Below are 19383 nucleotides of genomic sequence, written 5' to 3' on the forward strand. Positions count from 1 at the left end.
TAAAATCGTATTTTTCCGGTTTAAGCAGATTTTTATGAATTTTCAGGACGCATTAGTGGATACATCACCCATCATTACACAAGACACGATCGTGTTTGGATTATTGATGGCGGCGCTGGGTTTTGTATTCTACACCTCATCAAAAACAACTGGATTCTGGCAGAAATTCTACAAAGTAGTTCCTGCTCTGTTGATGTTTTATTTGATACCGTCCATATTGAGTTCTACCGGGTTGATTGCCTCAGAATGGAAAACCGTTGAGGACGGACAGCTGGTTGAAAACAGTTCCTCATTGTATTTCATGGCTTCTCGTTATCTGTTGCCCGCAGCACTAGTTTTGATGACCCTAAGTATTGACCTAAAAGCTGTTTTCAATTTAGGTCCCAAAGCATTGATCATGTTTCTAACGGGAACTTTAGGAATCGTTATAGGTGGTCCTATCGCCATATTGATCGTATCTACCTTTAGCCCAGAAACTGTTGGTGGTGCTGGTCCAGATGCCGTCTGGCGTGGATTGAGTACGATTGCCGGTAGCTGGATAGGTGGTGGCGCTAATCAGGCTGCAATGCTCGAAGTCTATCAATTCAACGATGATCTTTATGGCGGTATGGTGCTCGTGGACATTGTAGTAGCAAACATCTGGATGGCGATTCTTCTATTGGGAATAGGCTATGCAGCAAGGTTTGATAAATGGACTGGTGCCGATGTGAAATCCATTGAAACGCTCAAGAAAAAAATCACTGACTATTCGTTAAGCGTCAAACGCGAGGCCACTTTAACTGATATTATGGTGATGTTGGGTCTAAGTTTCGGAGCTGTGAGTTTGGCTCATTTTGGAGGCAATTATTTATCGGCCTGGATGGAAGGCATCGATTCCATAAGTAAGAATATTTATTTAAGCTTTTTAACGAGCCAATTCTTTTGGTTGATTTCCATAGCCACTATCATAGGAATTATTTTATCCTATACACCCGTAAAGAAATATGAAGGTACAGGCGCATCCAGAATAGGTAGCATTTTTATCTACATATTGGTTGCCACCATTGGTGTCAAAATGGACCTGAGACAGATTTTGGAAAACCCTTGGTTGATCTTGGTAGGCTTGATATGGATTTCCATCCATGCAGGGTTGCTCATACTTGTCGCAAAATTGACCAGATCACCGTATTTCTTTATGGCCGTAGGTAGCCAAGCCAATGTTGGTGGCGCTGCGAGCGCACCTGTCGTCGCTGCAGAATTTCATCCATCGCTAACGACAGTAGGTGTTCTTCTAGCGGTTTTTGGTTATGTGGTAGGAACCGTTGGTGCTATTTTATGTACGATCTTAATGCAAATAGCCGCACCTGCATAAATTTTAAAAGTTTGCTGCATATTTGCAGCCCTAATTGAAAAGCATGAGATCTACCCTAATTCTATTCGTTTCCATTTTGATGTTGAGCTCATGTGAGCCAGAAACCCAAAACAACTTTGTCGTTCAAGGAACCATTGAAGGTTTGAAGGTAGGAACCATAGCATTACAAAAGGTTCAAGATTCTACATTAATCACCTTAGACAGCGTTGTTCTAGATGGCCAAAGCGATTATAAGCTTACCTACAGTCTTGAGGAACCCGAGCTTTTATATCTATATCTTGATGTCAAGGACGGTTCCAAATACGACGACCGCATCGCCTTTTTTGCAGAGGACACCATCATGACTATCAACTCCAATCTCAAGAACTATGAAAAAGATGCCGTCATTTCAGGATCCAAAAATCAGGAATTGCTGGAAGCCTTCAAGGCAAACACCTCAAAATTGAATCTCGTTTATACAGATTTGATGAGACGTAGCATGGAGTTGAGCAAAGTAGAAGATCCTGCGACCGCAGACATTGAGGCGTTGAACACAGAATACGACAAGTATCTTAGAAAACGCATTTTATATGCCCTTAACTATGCCAGCGTTCACAAGGAAAATGAAGTGGCGCCTTTTATTTTATTGCAGGAAGGCTTTGATGCCAACCCTAAATTGCTGGACAGCATCTATAATATGATGCCAAAAAAAATTCAGACAAGTTTTTATGGAAAAGGCTTGTCTGAAATGATTCAAAAAGCAAAACTTAATTAGAGTTTATTCACTCGTTCAATAAGCTTTTTACCTTCAGTTTCTAAGTCTGCACGCACTTGCTTTAAGTGGGCAGCTCTGTTTTCTACTTTCTTATCATTGACTCTCGCGATCAATTCGTCAAATGTTTCGATGCTGTCGTCAACGATCTTTTCAGCTTCAGCTTCATTCTTTTCAGGATTTACTGCCTGTGAAATAAGCGCCGCTTCAATAATATCTCCTAGAACATAATTGATGTCCTGTTTGAGGTCTCTTATACTTGCCATGGGTTTTCAAATTTGATGCAAAAATACGCAATTATTGTGCTATACAGACACAACCAATAATTTGCCTTCGCCATGAGGCGTGACGCTTATGTTCTCCACAGCGGCAGGTATCAAATAAGTTTGTACAGATTCAAATACATAGGTTTTTCCAGCGTGGACCAGCTCGCAGGACGCACCTACATTCATAAGAATCGTGAAGCTGAAACCTGTCGACAGCTCAATGGGGCACGCTTCTTTAAATCGAAGGATATCTGTTTTAAAATATATTGTTTTGACTAACTGTTGACGGTCGTATTGATCCTCGTTATAGTGCAATTGATAGTCGCTGGCCTTGCTATAATCTGCAGCGGCGATCGCTTCTTGAACGTGCAAATCGCGCTGGTTACCATGAGCATCTTCACGACCATAATCGTGGACGCGGTAAGTGATATCGCTGCTTTGCTGTATTTCGGCTAGCGTGATTCCTGCGCCGATGGCATGTACAAAACCTGGCTTGATCACAAAAGACTCACCTGGTGTAACTTGATGCCTGTTCAATAAATTAAGCAGTTGATTGGATGTTATCGCTTTCGCGAAAGCGAACTCATCACTAGCTTCTTTAAAACCCAACGTGAGTTGTGCCTCTGGACTTGCATCCATGATGTACCACATCTCTGTCTTGCCAAAGCTGTCGTGTTTATTTTGTGCCAGTTGATCGTCTGGATGCAGCTGGATGGATAGGTCCTGCGCGGTATCGATGTATTTGATCAATAAAGGAAACCTAGAGCCGAATCTTTCAAAAACAGGTTTACCCAGAAGTTCGCTACCATGAAGCTCAAGTAATTCTTTGATTGAAGTGCCGGCAAGTACTCCATTCTTTACGATGGAAATAGTATCGTCTACATCGCTTATTTCCCAGCTTTCGCCTAGGTTTGAAATAGCAGGATCAATGGATTTGAGCTCGTTAAGCTTACTGCCGCCCCATATTTTTTCCTTATAAATGGGCTCAAATATAAGCGGGTACCATTCCATCATTCACCTCTGTAAACCACAAAATTACGTGGTGTCTCGTACAATTTAACTTCTAGATCGTACTTAGGATCCAACTGCTCTTTTATTTTGTTGTAGATAACGTACGCGATATTTTCTGCCGTAGGATTCAAATTTTTGAACTCTGCAACTTGCTCGTTGAGATTTTTGTGATCTAGAGCATCCTCTACGTGTTCCTTAATGATGTCCTTGAGAATTTTTAAATCGATCAAAAAACCAGTTTCAGGATCTACCGTTCCGCTCACACCAACTTCAAGATCGTAGTTATGACCGTGATAATGTGGGTTGCTGCATTTACCAAAAACCTCTAGGTTTTTTTGATCATCCCAATCCTTGCGGTATAAACGGTGCGCGGCATTGAAATGGGCTTTTCTATAGGCTGTAATTCTCATGAGATGTGATTATAATATTGATCAAAGATGATCTTGAACCACTCGGTATAGATCTCAGGTTGTTGTTCCATATCGGCCTTAATATCACTAGCGGTCATCCATTTCCAGTCTGCCACTTCATGTGGGTTTAGATTGGGTTCATCATTAAATGTACCTACCATGACATGATCCAGCTCATGTTCTGTCAATCCATTATCAAAGGGTGCAATGTAGATAAAATGGAAAAGCTCTTTAAGCTCTGTAGTAAAGCCCATTTCTTCCATCAAGCGACGTTTACCAGCAGCTATATTTGATTCTCCTTCACGCTGGTGACTGCAACATGTGTTGGTCCACAATCCTGGTGAGTGGTATTTTTCATGAGCTCGCTGCTGGAGCATGATTTCGTTCTGGTCATTCACGACAAAAACAGAAAATGCCCTATGCAATAAAGCCTTTTCATGCGCCTCTATCTTTTCCATGAGCCCTATTTGCTCATCCTTTTCATTAACGAGTATAACTTTTTCTTCCAATGTTTTGCTTTCAGTCTCAAAAATACGAAAGGATCAACTACCAATATGTATCACTTTCCTACCATGTTGTCGAAATTTTGATTGCTCTTTACAAGATCGTGCTTTAAACGTATTTTTGCAGACGATTAAATTATCTATGAAATTCAAAGATCAAATTGCCCGAAGAAGGACCTTCGGTATCATATCTCACCCAGATGCGGGAAAGACCACGCTTACTGAAAAGCTGCTTCTATACGGTGGCGCCATTCAAGAAGCTGGAGCCGTAAAGTCCAACAAAATTAAAAAAGGTGCTGCCAGTGACTTTATGGAGATTGAGAGACAGCGTGGGATTTCTGTCGCTACCTCTGTACTTGCCTTTGAATACGACAACAAAAAAATCAATATTCTAGACACGCCAGGTCACAAAGACTTTGCTGAGGATACCTTTAGAACCTTGACAGCTGTGGATAGTGTAATTGTCGTTATCGATGTGGCAAAAGGTGTTGAGGAACAAACAGAAAAACTGGTGGAAGTTTGTCGCATGCGCAACATTCCCATTATTGTTTTTATCAATAAAATGGATCGAGAAGGTAAAGATGCCTTTGATCTCATGGATGAAATTGAGCAAAAGCTTCATTTGAGAGTGACACCTTTAAGTTTCCCAATAGGAATGGGTTATGACTTGAAAGGGATTTACAACATTGGTAAGAAAAATGTTAACCTATTCACGGGAGATTCTGTCAAACAACGCAAAAACCTTATTTCCATCAATAATCTTACAGATCCTAAACTGGATGAACTCGTAGGCAGTAGAGCCGCCGAAACCTTGCGGGAAGAAATTGAACTTGTGGAAGGAATATATCCTGACTACGATCGTCAGGAATATCTTGATGGTAAATTACAACCTATCTTTTTTGGAAGTGCGTTGCATAATTTTGGAGTGAAAGAATTGCTTGATGGGTTTATAGATATTGCGCCTTCACCAAGGCCTAAAAAAGCAGAAGAAAGAATCGTACAGCCAGACGAGAAAGAGTTCAGTGGGTTTGTTTTTAAGATTCATGCTAACATGGATCCTAGACACAGAGACCGACTTGCCTTTGTAAAAGTTGTAAGTGGAGTTTTTGAACGTAATACTGCCTACAAACATGTACGGCTCGATAAAAATTTGAAGTTCTCCAGCCCTAACGCCTTTTTTGCTGAAAAAAAGGAAATTGTTGATGAGTCCTTTCCTGGTGATATCGTTGGTTTGCACGACACCGGTAATTTTAAAATAGGTGACACGCTCACGGCTGGCGAGGATCTGCATTATAAAGGAATCCCATCCTTTTCTCCAGAGCATTTTAGATACATCAACAATGCAGACCCTATGAAGTCCAAACAACTGGCCAAAGGTGTGGACCAGCTTATGGATGAAGGCGTTGCCCAATTGTTTACTCTAGAACTGAATGGTCGCAAAGTTATAGGAACCGTAGGAGCACTACAGTTTGAGGTCATTCAATACCGTTTGGAACATGAATATGGCGCCACGTGTTCCTATGAGAATTTGAATGTCCACAAGGCATGTTGGGTGGACACTGCAGATAAAAACTCAGCTGAATTCAAGGACTTCAAGAGAGTTAAGGCTAAGTTCTTAGCTCATGACAAACGTGGTCAACTCGTATTTTTTGCAGATTCTGCTTTCTCGTTGCAAATGACGCAACAAAAATACCCAAGCATTAAATTCCACTTTGTATCAGAGTTCGATAGTATTGCAGAATAGTAGCTTGATAGAATAAGAAAAAAGGCTTCCAAATGGAAGCCTTTTTTATTTAATAAACATCTTGAAGATCACTATTCACATTCTGTATAGTTTTCCAATCCAGAAACGATGAATTCAGATCTACGGTTTAATTGGTGCTCAGCTGGAGTACATTTAACGCCATTAGAACATCTGTTCACCAGCTGTCGTTCTCCAAAACCTTTGGCTGTAATTCTATTGGCATCAATACCTTTTTCTATTAACCAGCTTCTGGTGCTTTGAGCTCTACGCTCTGATAAGGCATCATTGTAGGCATCGTTTGCACGGCTATCTGTGTGTGAACGAATCTCGATTTTGGTTTGTGGATATAATTCTAGGAACGCCTGAATTTTTGCAAGTTCTGCTGCAGCATCACTTCTGATGTTTGATTTGTCAAAGTCAAAATAGATTTGTTCGATATCAAGAATCTTAGCAAGATCATCACACTCCAGTACTGGAATCTTAGAATTAGAAAGCTCTAACGGTATGTCTAAGAAATCACTTGTTGCTGGAGTTGTAAATAGCTCTTCATCTGGAGTGTAATCTTCCTTAGCACCTCTAACAAAGTATTGTTTATCACATTCCAGTTTAAAAACATATTTACCATTAGCTCTTGTGGTAATCTGGTCTATTTGATTGTTATTGGAATCCATAATACTGACCACGGCTCCTTCTATAGGTTCATCGGTTTGAGCATCTGTTACCGTACCAGTTAGCAAAATCTCGCACATGTTACGCAGTTGCTCTGTTTGTTTGAAGCGGTAAATATCATCATCTCCCATTCCACCTGGACGATTTGAACTAAAATAACCTAAGTTGGTATCGTCATCTACAATAAAGCTAAAATCGTCATATGGTGTGTTGATAGGCTTACCTATATTAATGACTTCGCTCATTGTACCGTCTGCATTGATGGTACTGGCAAAAACATCTAGTCCTCCAAGACCTTGATGACCCGTACTCGCAAAATACAAGACGTTGTTCTTGCTTACAAAAGGAAAGGTTTCTCTACCATTAGTATTGATACCTTCAACATTTCTAGGTTCACTTAAAGATCCGTCTAAAGCTACATCTGCGACCCAAATATCAGATCTTGTAAATTCTTCATCTGGATCATAACCTATACTTCCTGGCATATCACTAACAAAGAATAATTTCTTCCCATCAGGCGTTAATGCTGGATGTGCTGTACTATACTCATCACTGTTGAAGCTAACCTCGACAGGTGTTGTCCAGTTATTTCCTTTGCGGGTAGATTTGAAAATCTTAAGCTTAGTTAGACCGTCTACATCTTGTCTTAATCTTCCTTTTTCAGAATTGTTCCTGGTAAAATATACGGTCTCACCATCAGTTGTAAATCCTGGAGTACTCTCGTGCCACTTTGTGTTTAATGTAGAGCTTAAACTACGGGCGTTATCCAACTTTCCATCACTATCAGCATCTGCAGTGTAAAGTTGAAGAAATGCTTGCTCATTCCATTCATGTACCCTTTTAATGAAAGATCCAGTATCTCTTGCGGTTGCAAAAGCTACTTGGTTTTGATCATCATAAAATGAAGGTCCAAAGTCTGCCGTAAAAGAATTGATCTCTCTAGCGTTTTGAACTTCAAATCTGCCAGATTGAAAATCTATGATTTGAAGGTAATCCGGTTGCTTGGAATAATTATCTGCTCTACTATCATAACCTTTGAAGGTGTTGAACTTAGCCATCAAGACATCTGCCTCATCATACCTTCTCACTGACTTGAGCGCCTGTGCATATCTAAAGTAATATTCTGGCTTTATGTTATCGCTGTAATTTTCAAAAAGCTGGTTATACCAATTATAACTTTCCTGCAAGTCGTCATTGAAATAGTAAGTATCTCCTAGCTTAGCCAGAATCTCTGGACTTGAGTAACCGTTTTTTACAATTCTCAAGTACAATTCCTGAGCATCTATAAAAGCGAGGTTTGCAAAGTCTTTACTTGCCTTCTCTACTTTGCGTTCTTGAGCTACACCAGTGGTAGCGACCAGCGCTAGTAAAACAATAAATAATTTTTTCATCATAGTTTCTACATACTATTATTAGAAGAATCGTGGTGTGATCAATTTGCTGTAACGGTTGAACAGTTCAAATCTAATAAAGAGTTCGTAACTACCATCGTTATATGTTGAATTTCCCAATTCAGTAGTTTCCCTATCATACGCAAAGCCTATCATAGTTTGATCACTTATTTGAAACCCAACAAGACCTGTGACGGCAGCACTCCATCTATAAGCTGCTCCCAACGTTAATTTCTCATTGATTAAAAAGTTTGCCGTGACGTCAACTTGTAGGGGTGAACCCGCAACAGCCTTGACAAGTGTTGTAGGTTTGAACTTAATGTTGTCATTAAGATCAAAGACGTATCCAGCGGTTGCAAAATAGTGAATTCGTTCGGTTGCAATAGCAGTTGAACTGTTATTATTGTTGGACGGGTCAAAATGTTCGGTCTTTAACAAGTTAGGTGTACTTAATCCCACATAAAACTTATCCGTATGATAATAAGCACCAACACCTACCGTAGGCGATAACCTATTGTCGATATTGTTTTGCAACAAGATATCAGGATCCAACGCATTCAATCTTTGAAAATCCACATTGAGGACATGTGCTCCACCTTTTAAACCTAGACTCAAATTACCATCATAGCTAACAGGTATGGTGTAGCTAAAATCTGCTGCAAAATAAGTCTCATCTGTAGGTCCCAAAGCATCATTTACAACACTTAGCCCTAAACCTACGCGGCTATTCTGTATAGGTGAATGGATGGATATGCTTTGTGTCCTGGGCGCTCCATCCAGGCCTACCCATTGACTGCGGTGTAATCCCACGATACTGGTAACACCACGGTTACCGGCATACGCTGGATTCACAACAAGCGGATTATACATGTACTGACTATATTGTGGATCTTGTTGAGCTGTTACCGCTTTCGCGAAAGCGAAAACAATCAAACCTATTAACAATTTCTTCATCTTGTATGTTTTAAAATTAATCGGGCGCTATGGGGTTTGCGCCCGATTCATTTATCTATTTATGTATAAGTAGCCTGCTAGGTCAATCGTCTGGTTATTGTCATTGACATAACTAATCACATAGTAATAGGTTCCTACTGGAAGTAAATCACCTTGTGCGACGTTAGCCCTACCTTCTGAAATACCTCTGAAGACATTGTTACGGTTGTCATAGCCGTCCACATTAAACACTTCAACTCCCCAACGGTTATAGATTTTGACATTGTTCTCAAAGTTTTCAATACCTCTTATGAATAAGAAGTCATTGTCACCATCATTATTAGGCGTCAACACGTTGAAAATTTCAATATCCCTTAAGTCTGCATCTAGATAATCTGGTGTGCCATCTGCATCATTGTCATCGTCAAGGAAGTTTCCATTGCCATTTCCATCCTCAATAGCTGTTAGGATTCCATCACCATCATCATCGATATCACGATAGTCTGGCTCGTCATCACCATCTGTATTGTTCAGATCATCTGCAGGTGAATCGACTACAACAGAGCCATTAGGATCTCCATAACCACTGTTATCACCATCAAATGCGTCATCAAGACCATCGCCGTCTACGTCGTTTCCAGATGGAAGGATATCTGCTACACCATCGTTATCAAAATCAAATCCTTCAATGAAATCTGGAATACCATCATCATCAGAATCATCATCTAAATAATCTGGCAATCCATCGTCGTCAAAGTCAACTGGATCGATTCCTTCACCGCTTCCTGGAGTTTCTTCGTAGGCATCGTCAAGTCCATTGCCGTCACTATCAACGCCAGACGGAGCAATATAATCACCTGTTGATTGTCCCTCTACATTATCTGGTATTCCATCATTATCACTATCCTGATCAAACGAATCAATAATACCGTCCATATCAGAATCTACATCACCTTCAATCGAGTCTGGTATACCGTCATTATCATCATCAAGATCTACATCATCAGGGATTCCATCGTTGTCATTATCATTTGCAATCAAATAACCATCAGATAATGTCTGCACTGTCGCTCCGGCAGCTACCGTGATCGATTCAGGGTCTGATCCTGTAGTGCTTAGGTTGAAGCCAGCGCCACCGTTCGGAAGCGTGGTCTCGTCCACGTCTACCGTATAGTCGCCTGCAGCTACATCTGCCCTCCAGATGCCGTCAGCGCCTACTGTTACCGGTGTCACCGTTCCGTTCGCATCCGTCAGGTTCACCACGGTTCCCGCTGGGAACAAGGTGTCGATCTCAGCATCATAGGTGCCGTCACCATCCACATCATTGAAGACGAAGCCGGTGATCGTTCCAGTGGCCTGGTAACCATCTGCCGTGGTATCCACTGTCGCTCCGGCAGCTACCGTGATCGATTCAGGGTCTGATCCAGCGGTGCTCAGGTTGAAGCCTGCACCACCGTTTGGAAGCGTGGTCTCGTCCACATCTACCGTGTAGTCGCCTGCAGCTACATCTGCCGTCCAGTTTCCGTCGGCGCCTACCGTTACCGGTGTCACCGTTCCGTTCACATCCGTCAGGTTCACCACGGTTCCCACTAGGAACAAGCTGTCGATCGCCGCATCATAGGTGCCGTCACCATCCACATCATTGAAGACGAAGCCGGTGATCGTTCCAGTGGCCTGGTAACCATCTGCCGTGGTTGCATTGACCCTACCGAATTCAGAAATTACTGTTTCAGGATCAGATCCTGTGGTAGTTAAAACATAACCTACTCCTGCATTTGGTAAGGTAGTTTCATCAAGATCAACTGTGTAATTTCCAATGGCAACAACTACTGCCCAATTACCGTCGGCATTGACATCTACAGTAGTTACGATTCCATCGTTATCTGTCACATTTACTTGAGTTCCTATTGGGAACAAATTATCGACAGAAGCGTCATAAGATCCATCACCATCTACATCTTCAAAGACGAATCCTGTGATTGTACCTAATGCTTCTCTGTAATCAACTTCACCCGTTGCAGGGAAATCATCATTATTGGTATCTGCCGCTCCATTTTCCAAGTTACCATTAGGATCGCCGTAAGGATCAGTAGCATCAACAGTTTCGTAGGCATCATCAAGTCCATTATTATTTGAATCTCCTAAGGCTACTTGTCCATCAAACGCCTCATCATTATCGGAATCTCCATCATTATCAGAATCATTATCTAGATAATCAGGCACATCCAATCCATCAGAATTTACTGGTGTAATTCCTTCTTCAGCTCCTAGCCCAGACTGGTATACATCGTCCAACCCATTGTTGTCTGCATCTATTCCTGATGGTGCATTGTAATCATCAGTCGATTGTGCTTCTACGTTATCTGGGATACCGTCGTTATCACTATCAAGATCAAATGAATCGATTATACCATCGTTATCTGTGTCTAAAGTACCTTCAACACTATCCGGTATACCGTCATTGTCATCATCTAAATCGTCAACATCTGGAATACCATCACGATCATTGTCTGGAAGGTCTAGATAATCAGGGATACCATCATTATCAGAATCATCATCAGCATAATCATTGTTGTTGTTTAAATCTTCATCCACGGTAGGTATACCATCATTGTCGTCATCAACATCTCTAAAATCAAGATTATTCAATGGGCCACCAGTGGCTGCGTCACGATCATTATCATTAAGGTCATTCACTAGATTTGTAACTACTTGTAATCCATTAGGATCACCATATCCAGTAGTATCGCCGTCAAATGAATCGTCCAATCCATCTTGATCTATGTCCGCTTCCGCGAAAGCGATATCACTAACACCATCGCTATTGAAGTCAAAGGCTTCTATAAAGTCAAACACACCATCGTTGTCAGAATCGATATCTATATAGTCTGGATTACCATCACCATCTTCATTATTAGGTGTGAGTCCTTCACCATTTCCAGGTGCCGTCTCATAATTATCATCTAGACCGTTTCCATCTGCATCGTTACCACTAGGTGCGATGTATCCCGTTGTAGATTGAGCCTCTATATTATCTGGGATACCGTCACCGTCGGTATCCTGGTCAAATGCATCGATAATACCATCGTTGTCAAAGTCACTGGTACCTTCTACGCTATCCAGAATTCCATCGTTGTCATCATCGATGTCGATACCATCACCTATACCATCCTGATCATTGTCGTTGAAGTCAAGATAGTCTGGCACACCATCACCATCTGCATCTCCTGGATCGACGGTGTTAGGATCGCCGTCAACATCTGGATTTTCGTCAAATGTCAGTAAACCATCATTGTCATCATCTGTATCACGATAATCTAGATCATCAGTACCGTCAGAATTATTGAGATCAAGTAAAGGGTCATTTTCAACCACGATACCATTAGGATCGAAGTAACCTGTGGTGTCACCATCAAATGCATCGTCGATACCGTCGTTGTCTATATCCGCTTCCGCGAAAGCGATATCAGGAAGACCATCATTGTTGTAATCAAATGCTTCTATGAAATCGTCCACGTTGTCATTGTCTGAATCCACGTCGAGATAATCGGGATTACCGTCACCGTCAGTATTAACCGGTGTAATGCCTTCACCTGCGCCAGGTGTACTCTCATAAACATCGTCAAGTCCATTACTGTCTGAGTCAATACCTATCGGGAAAATATAGCCAGTTGTGGTCTGTGCCTCAATATTGTCTGGTATACCATCATTGTCAGAGTCCTGATCAAATCTATCGATGATGCCATCATTATCAAAGTCACCATCACCTTCAACACTATCAAGGATTCCATCATTATCATCATCAAGGTCAAGATTGTCTGGTATGCCATCACCGTCATTATCTGCATTGTCTGGATCTAGATAATCTGGTATTCCGTCACCGTCAGCGTCATTTGCATCATTTGCTAATCCATCACCGTTAGGGTCGTTGGACTCATCAATGGATGCGATGCCGTCGTTATCATCATCTGTATCCCTAAAATCTAAATCATCTGCACCATCGGTATTTACTAAATCATCCAATGGATTAGATACCACTTGACTTCCGTTAGGATCTCCATATCCAGTGTTATCACCATCAAAGGAATCGTCAAGTCCATCTTGATCCACATCACTACCAGAAGGAACGATATCTGGAATACCATTAGAGTCAAAATCAAATGCCTCAGTAGCGTCAACAATACCATCACCATCACTATCAATATCGATGTAATCGGCAATGAGATCCATATCAGTATCTACCGTCGTCAAACCTTCACCAGAACCTGGTGTAGTTTCATAAGCATCGTCAAGACCATTGTTATCAGTATCAATTCCCAATGGAGGAAAGTATCCTGCTGTCGATTGTGCTTCAACATTATCTGGAATTCCATCGCCATCTGAGTCCTGATCCAAAGAATTAATAATTCCGTCAAGATCCGTGTCCAGTGTCCCTTCTACAACGTCGAGAATGCCATCATTATCATCGTCTATATCAACACTATCCAATATTCCATCGCCATCAGTGTCAAGGACATCAGGATCTAAATAGTTAGGTATTCCATTTGCATCACTGTCAATCGCATCATCAGGATTACCATCACCGTTAGGATCTGCATCTTCATTGACAGTCAAGAATCCATCGCCGTCGTCATCGGTATCCAAGTAGTCCGGTGTACCGTCTCCATCGGTGTCCTGGTTGGTAGGGTCCGTGTCCCCATCGTAGTCCTCCAGGGCCGTATCCACGCCATCGCCATCATCATCGGTGTCCAGATAGTCTGGTGTACCATCGCCGTCCGTATCGTCATTGGTAGGGTCTCTATCTGCATCCACGTCCTCCGTAAGGGTAAGTACATTGTCATTGTCATCGTCCGTATCACGGTAGTCCGGCTCGTCCGCGCCGTCCGTGTTGTTCAGCTGAACGCCTGGTGCCGCGTCCACTACAGTACCGCTAGGGTCCGTGTAGGCCGCGTTCGGGTCCGTATCGAAGTTGTCGTCGATCCCGTCACCGTCCTGGTCGTTGCCTGACGGTAGGGTGTCTGCCACTCCATCACTGTTCACATCGAAGCCTTCCGTAGCATCCAGTACGCCGTCGTTGTCACTGTCCGTGTCAAGGTAGTCCGGCTGGTCCACGCCATCCGTGTTCTCTGGGCTGATGCCCTCGCCGGAGCCAGGCGTGTTCTCATACGCGTCATCCAACCCGTTGCCGTCAGCGTCCACTCCACTCGGCGCCGTATAGCCCGAAGTGGTCTGGCCCTCCAAGTTGTCCGGGATCCCATCGCCATCGGCGTCCTGATCCTGGAAGTTCGGGATACCATCGCCATCACTGTCCGTTGGGTCCGTATATGGGTTATTGTCCCCATCAAGGTTCGCGTCCTCCACGCTGTCCAGGATACCGTCGTTGTCGTCATCCAGGTCGGCGCTGTCCGGTACCCCATCGCCGTCCAGATCGTCCACGTCCAGATAGTCGGGTGTGCCGTCAAGGTCGGCATCTTCAGGGTTGTTGTTGTCAATGACTTCAGCATCGGTATCAACGCCATCGTTGTCATCGTCCGTGTCGCGGTAGTCCGGCTCGTCGGTACCGTCGGTGTTGTTCAGCTCGCCTGCTGGATTTGTGGTCGTTGGGGTACCGTTGGGGTCTCCATAGCCCGTGGTATCGCCATCGAAGTTGTCGTCCAGGCCGTCCTGGTCGCTATCCACATTCGCGAAAGCGATATCTGCCACTCCATCATTGTTAAAGTCCGAGGCCTCGACCACATCTGGGATGCCATCGTTGTCGCTGTCCGTGTCAAGGTAGTCCGGCTGGTCCGCACCATCCGTGTTCTCTGGTGTGATGCCGCCTGCCGGGTAGGCATCGTCCAAACCGTCGTTGTTGGCATCCACACCGTCCGGCGCCGTATAGCCCGTGGTAGGCTGGCCCTCCACGTTGTCTGGGATCCCATCGCCATCGGAGTCCTGGTCGAACTGATTGATGATACCGTCGCCATCCGTATCAAAGCTGTCCACGACCCCATCGCCATTGGCATCATTGGTCGCTCCTACATCACTGAAGTTGGGGATGCCATCACCGTCAGCATCACCAAAGGGATCGATACCGCCGTTCTCCACAGTGTCCAATATACCGTCGTTGTCGTCGTCCAGGTCAATACTGTCAGTGATACCGTCCAAGTCGCGGTCGTTACAAGCTACGCTTATGGAGTTTTCCAAAAAGTCGTAATTGCCATTTGCATTAGAATCTACTGATTCTGTATAGCCTTGACCGTTTTCGCCAGATGTTACCAGGCCATTAACATCTACCGTGACTGGACTGGTATTACCCAGGCGTCCGTCTTCATCTGCTTTCGCGAAAGCGTCAATAAATCCTGCCTCTATACTATCGTTACAGCCGTCACCATCTGAATCAAGATCTTTGTAATCAGGGATGCCATCGCCGTCTGTATCTGGTGCGTTTGCATCTGTAAACTGGTGTGATGGGTCATTATAATTTGCCAACTCACACTCGTCAAACAACAACGAATAGTAACGTGTAATTGCGGTACTGGTATTCTTCTTAATACCGATGGTAAAATTGAGCTGGTTGATGTCTTGCTTTTGAAAGAAGACGCGATGTGCATTGTCTTTTGAAATAGCATTTGTTGAGCTTGCCACGACGGATCCTGTACCGTCTGCAATAAATTGTGTCACTCCAGACCCAAGATCTGAAGCCAATATGTTTGAAGGGTTACCGATAGTGAATCCCACAATGTTGTTGACGCGGTAAAACTCACGATCGAAGCTTTCGCCATCTACGTCTTGAAAGAAACCGCCAACACTAGGAACTACGGCACTGGTCAAGCCGCCAGCATTAACAAATCGAACATTGAAGGTTATTTGTCGATCGCCAGATGCGTTAGCATCGTATTGAATTACTGGTTGGAATGCGCTTGCATCACCTTCTGCCTGTCCGTTTATATTGACAAGTGTAGTCCCTGCTGATTTTGCTGTAATTGTTACAATAGCATCCAATCCAGGTGCTACGGTGGTAAACCTGTATCGAGCGCCTACTTGACCAGCAGTACCAGCAATCAACGCACTGTTGGTAAACGAATAACTAGAGCCCGTGCAGATGGCAGGATCATTATCTGCAATAAACTGGTAACCTTCTAAAACGTCATCAATACCATCGTTGTCGTCGTCTCGATCTTCTATATTATCAACTCCATCACCATCAAAGTCCAATGGGTTAAAAGCGTCACGATAGTCTACATTACCTCCTTGATTCAAATCGTTGTCCGAGTCTGGTAGTAATCTAGGATCATCTATGGTACCATTAGGGTCTGCATAACCATCATTACGAGTATCATATGCGTTATCAAAACCATCACCATCATCGTCTAGACCCGTTAAAGCTGCGCCTACAACGCCGTCACCATTAAGGTCAAAGGCTTCTATATTGTCTGATTCACCATCATTATCGGAATCTGTATTACGATAATCTGGATTATCTGTCTGGTCTGTATTTACAGGTAGAATACCTAGCTCCTGGCCAGCATTGTCATAGGAAACCGGCAACCCATTTGCCGTCACATCTGGTATACCGTCATTGTTACTATCCTGAGGAGCGACATAGCCCAAAGTGGTCTGTGCCTCTACATTGTCTGTAATACCATCGTTATCTGAATCTAGATCTAGATAGTCTGGAACACCATCACCGTCAGTATCAGTAGGGTTTGTTGCTGGATTGTTGTCACCATCCAGATTCAAGTCTTCACGGGTATCTATGATCCCATCATTATCATCATCAATATCTAGATTGTCAAAGACTAAATCTCCATCTGTATCTACTGGCGGCAAACAAGCATCTGCAATACCATCATTGTCCAAGTCTGGCCCTGATTCTTGGAAGTCAGCAATGGAGTTGTTATTTCGATCAGCTGGAGTAATGTAGCTGGCGGCCGTCACCGTACCATCGGCATCAGTAGGTGCAGGGTTTCCTGTACCGAATTGACCCGCGTCATTACCTTCTGCATTTATTTGATCATAAGCTTCATTTGAATCACTACAACCGTCACCATCAGAGTCGAGTACCTGATAATCTGGTTGACCAACTCCATCTGAATTCACTGGATCCTTGACAATTCCAGATTCTCCACCACCTATTTCGGCAGCATTCGGAACACCGTTAGCACCTACTGGACCATCGATCTGACCGTCATTATTAACATCAAGGTCAGATGTTCCATTTTCCACCGCGTCATAAATTCCATCATTATCACTATCTAAGTCCAAGTAGTCTGGAAGACCATCACCATCTGTATCTAAATCGCAAATCGCTCCATTCACCAATACTGTTGGGCCTGGATTAGCAAAACTTACATTATCAAATACATAACCCGTGATACCACCTCTTTTCTTGACTGTAAAGTCAATATTTGATGATTGTAGTAGGTCAACCGCAACCCATAGATTTTCGTCATCTGGCGAACCATCTGCATTACCTAAAAATCTTACAAATGATCCTGGATCAGAAAAGTATGATGAAGTGGAATTATTTAATGTGATGGAAGTTGCAGGTGTGCCTGAAAGGGTATAGGAAGAAATATCCTCTCGAGAAAATTCTATTCCTTCTCCAACGCCTAAATTATCAATATCTAGAAATGTAATTTCTACTGGCACCTCAATAAGTGTGTTGGTGCCCGATAGGAAAAACTCTATTTCAAATTCTGCAAATCCATCTGCATTTGCTCCGTCCAAAATGATTGGATAATAATAGGTAATGTTTGTAGCTGTATCAGTAAACGAAAATCCAGAAATATCTACCGTTAAATTTGCAGGGCTTGAGTTGCGCAGAACAGTCAATCTTAAGTCTACATTTTGACCATTGAATGTAGTAGCATTTGTATATGTTGTAAAAGCCCCAACACCATCACTTCCAGCGCCGTTTTGATTGAAATTAGCGTTTGCTTGAGAAAGATTTAATGTAACTGATTGTGGTTGATCTTCACATTCCTCTGTATCAAGAATACCATCGTTATCATCATCTAAATCACATATATCTGATATCCCATCACCATCATTATCTGGATTACCTGAAGCTACAGCGTCACACTGATCAACGACGTTAATTTCCAATGTTGCTCGATCAGAGTTAACCCCTAAGTCATCCTGAACAGAAAATAATATGGAGGCATCACCTAAATAATCTTGAGCTGGAACAAATGTTAGGTTACCAGACCCATCAACCGTATAGGTCCCAACACCTGGAATAATCAACGGTTATTTAAACTTCCTCTATTTGAAGTGTCGTTGGGATCAAACAGAACAATCGTTGTTGGATCAATATTGTTTTCAGGATCTGAGGCACCATCAAGTAAGTTGGCCTGATAACTCTCATTGGAGAAAATGACATTACCTAAATTGTCGAGAACCGTAGGCGGGTTGTTTACTTGAGTCGTATTTGCCACATTAAATGTGACCTCTCCTAAGAAGCTTACAGAATTCTGTCTATTGTTACTATCGTTGGAACTACCATTACGGAATCTGATCGAACTGATGTTGTTATAATTAATACGAACAACATATTCCGTATTGCTCTCACTAATACCTGCAGCAAAATCGACATCGCTTTGAAATCTTGTAAACTCTCCATTCTGTGACACTACCAATTCCGTAGCTGGATTAGTGCCACCTTCTAATGTATAAGAATCTGTGATAATGGCTTCAAAGAAACCATCCACGTCAATGGCCTCTACAGTAAACGAATCTAGTCTCGCAAGTGTCCCCACGTCATTTGCATCGACGACCGTGCCATCTATAACAAACTCAACTTGCCATTCTACATATCCAATACCAGGACCCGTGTTGATGGTAGGTTCAAACCTATTGTCAAGCCCAATTACTGAATCAACAATAAACGAATCTGCTGTAGGCTCTTCTACATTGACCTTATCAATAATGGTAACGATGGCGTCTACGACAAACCCATCTTGAGAAACCTCGACGTTTTGGTAAATATACCTGGCTCCGATCTGTTCGGCTGCTGCTCCATTAGGTAGCAGTGTTGGGCCTTGCGACAGATTAAATGTAGGTCTCGCTTGACCCAAAACTGTAGGAGGTGTTATTATCGCAATCAAGAAGAATAAGGAAAGAACGATGTTAGAAATGTAACGGCTAACAACCGTAGGAAGAGTAGGGATTTCCATTCGTATACAATTAGTTCACCTCGTTGAGGCTCAATGAACTAATAAAATAAGCTTCTCTAAATTTAATTAGCAAAGTTTTAAGATATGTAGCACAACATATCGACGAACTACACTTTATCTGGTTATTAAAGTAGATTTGTGTTATGTAAATTGCCATTGATAACAACCTCCAAAGAGGTAAGTACTATAAAATT

The 19383-nt window shown here is 42.7% G+C and carries 11 protein-coding genes; 3 read left to right on the plus strand and 8 right to left on the minus strand.

From position 1 onward, the window contains the following. Positions 1-34 precede the first annotated feature (34 nt). Both BST86_RS09190 and BST86_RS09195 read left to right on the plus strand, forming a co-directional pair. The gene (locus BST86_RS09190) at positions 35-1351 is read left to right on the plus strand and encodes a DUF819 family protein (RefSeq protein ID WP_105983009.1); all 1317 of its coding nucleotides are present in this window, start codon (positions 35-37) and stop codon (positions 1349-1351) included. Between the two features lie 43 nt (positions 1352-1394). Next, positions 1395-2105, plus strand: coding sequence for a DUF4369 domain-containing protein (locus BST86_RS09195; RefSeq protein WP_105983010.1), 711 nt, complete (start codon positions 1395-1397; stop codon positions 2103-2105). On the opposite strand, the gene BST86_RS09200 is transcribed toward BST86_RS09195, so the two are convergent. From BST86_RS09200 to idi, 4 genes are read right to left on the minus strand one after another with little or no spacing between them, the layout of a single operon-like run. After that, positions 2102-2368 carry a hypothetical protein gene (locus BST86_RS09200; protein WP_055413588.1) on the minus strand — a complete coding sequence of 89 codons (267 nt, stop codon included), beginning with the start codon at positions 2366-2368 and terminating at the stop codon, positions 2102-2104. The two genes, BST86_RS09195 and BST86_RS09200, sit on opposite strands and share 4 nt — an antisense overlap. A 39-nt stretch (positions 2369-2407) precedes the next feature. Beyond that, the gene (locus BST86_RS09205; protein WP_105983011.1) at positions 2408-3382 is read right to left on the minus strand and encodes a type I phosphomannose isomerase catalytic subunit; all 975 of its coding nucleotides are present in this window, start codon (positions 3380-3382) and stop codon (positions 2408-2410) included. Beyond that, positions 3379-3789 carry a 6-pyruvoyl trahydropterin synthase family protein gene (locus BST86_RS09210; protein WP_105983012.1) on the minus strand — a complete coding sequence of 137 codons (411 nt, stop codon included), beginning with the start codon at positions 3787-3789 and terminating at the stop codon, positions 3379-3381. Before BST86_RS09210 ends, BST86_RS09205 begins: the two co-directional genes overlap by 4 nt. Further along, entirely contained in the window at positions 3786-4298 is a 513-nt protein-coding gene (gene idi, locus BST86_RS09215; RefSeq protein ID WP_105983013.1) for an isopentenyl-diphosphate Delta-isomerase, read from the minus strand. Before idi ends, BST86_RS09210 begins: the two co-directional genes overlap by 4 nt. A gap of 136 nt (positions 4299-4434) precedes the next feature. Here idi and BST86_RS09220 point away from each other — a divergent pair, with 136 nt between their 5' ends. Then, positions 4435-6036, plus strand: coding sequence for a peptide chain release factor 3 (locus tag BST86_RS09220; protein ID WP_105983014.1), 1602 nt, complete (start codon positions 4435-4437; stop codon positions 6034-6036). Positions 6037-6107: 71 nt separating this feature from the next. Here the strand turns inward: BST86_RS09220 and BST86_RS09225 are convergent, their stop codons facing one another. From BST86_RS09225 to BST86_RS09240, 4 genes are read right to left on the minus strand one after another with little or no spacing between them, the layout of a single operon-like run. Then, positions 6108-8099 carry an OmpA family protein gene (locus tag BST86_RS09225; RefSeq protein ID WP_105983015.1) on the minus strand — a complete coding sequence of 664 codons (1992 nt, stop codon included), beginning with the start codon at positions 8097-8099 and terminating at the stop codon, positions 6108-6110. Between the two features lie 18 nt (positions 8100-8117). After that, positions 8118-9050: a PorP/SprF family type IX secretion system membrane protein gene (locus tag BST86_RS09230; protein WP_082438646.1), complete on the minus strand. Its 933-nt coding sequence runs from the start codon at positions 9048-9050 to the stop codon at positions 8118-8120. 51 nt (positions 9051-9101) lie between these two features. Continuing rightward, positions 9102-18260, minus strand: coding sequence for a T9SS type B sorting domain-containing protein (locus tag BST86_RS09235; protein WP_105983016.1), 9159 nt, complete (start codon positions 18258-18260; stop codon positions 9102-9104). After that, complete coding sequence (locus tag BST86_RS09240; RefSeq protein WP_105983017.1) at positions 18257-19189, minus strand: hypothetical protein; 933 nt, start codon at positions 19187-19189, stop codon at positions 18257-18259. The genes BST86_RS09235 and BST86_RS09240 overlap by 4 nt, the downstream gene beginning before the upstream one ends. Positions 19190-19383 lie beyond the last annotated feature (194 nt).

The organism is Nonlabens agnitus, from assembly GCF_002994045.1.
Taxonomy (GTDB): domain Bacteria; phylum Bacteroidota; class Bacteroidia; order Flavobacteriales; family Flavobacteriaceae; genus Nonlabens; species Nonlabens agnitus.

Excerpts from the sequence above, each read along its gene's own strand:
- BST86_RS09190 (WP_105983009.1), top strand. The coding sequence starts at position 35 with ATGAATTTTCAGGACGCATTAGTGGATACATCACCCATCATTACACAA.
- BST86_RS09195 (WP_105983010.1), top strand. The coding sequence starts at position 1,395 with ATGAGATCTACCCTAATTCTATTCGTTTCCATTTTGATGTTGAGCTCA.
- BST86_RS09200 (WP_055413588.1), bottom strand. The coding sequence starts at position 2,368 with ATGGCAAGTATAAGAGACCTCAAACAGGACATCAATTATGTTCTAGGA.
- BST86_RS09205 (WP_105983011.1), bottom strand. The coding sequence starts at position 3,382 with ATGATGGAATGGTACCCGCTTATATTTGAGCCCATTTATAAGGAAAAA.
- BST86_RS09210 (WP_105983012.1), bottom strand. The coding sequence starts at position 3,789 with ATGAGAATTACAGCCTATAGAAAAGCCCATTTCAATGCCGCGCACCGT.
- BST86_RS09220 (WP_105983014.1), top strand. The coding sequence starts at position 4,435 with ATGAAATTCAAAGATCAAATTGCCCGAAGAAGGACCTTCGGTATCATA.
- BST86_RS09225 (WP_105983015.1), bottom strand. The coding sequence starts at position 8,099 with ATGATGAAAAAATTATTTATTGTTTTACTAGCGCTGGTCGCTACCACT.
- BST86_RS09230 (WP_082438646.1), bottom strand. The coding sequence starts at position 9,050 with ATGAAGAAATTGTTAATAGGTTTGATTGTTTTCGCTTTCGCGAAAGCG.
- BST86_RS09240 (WP_105983017.1), bottom strand. The coding sequence starts at position 19,189 with ATGGAAATCCCTACTCTTCCTACGGTTGTTAGCCGTTACATTTCTAAC.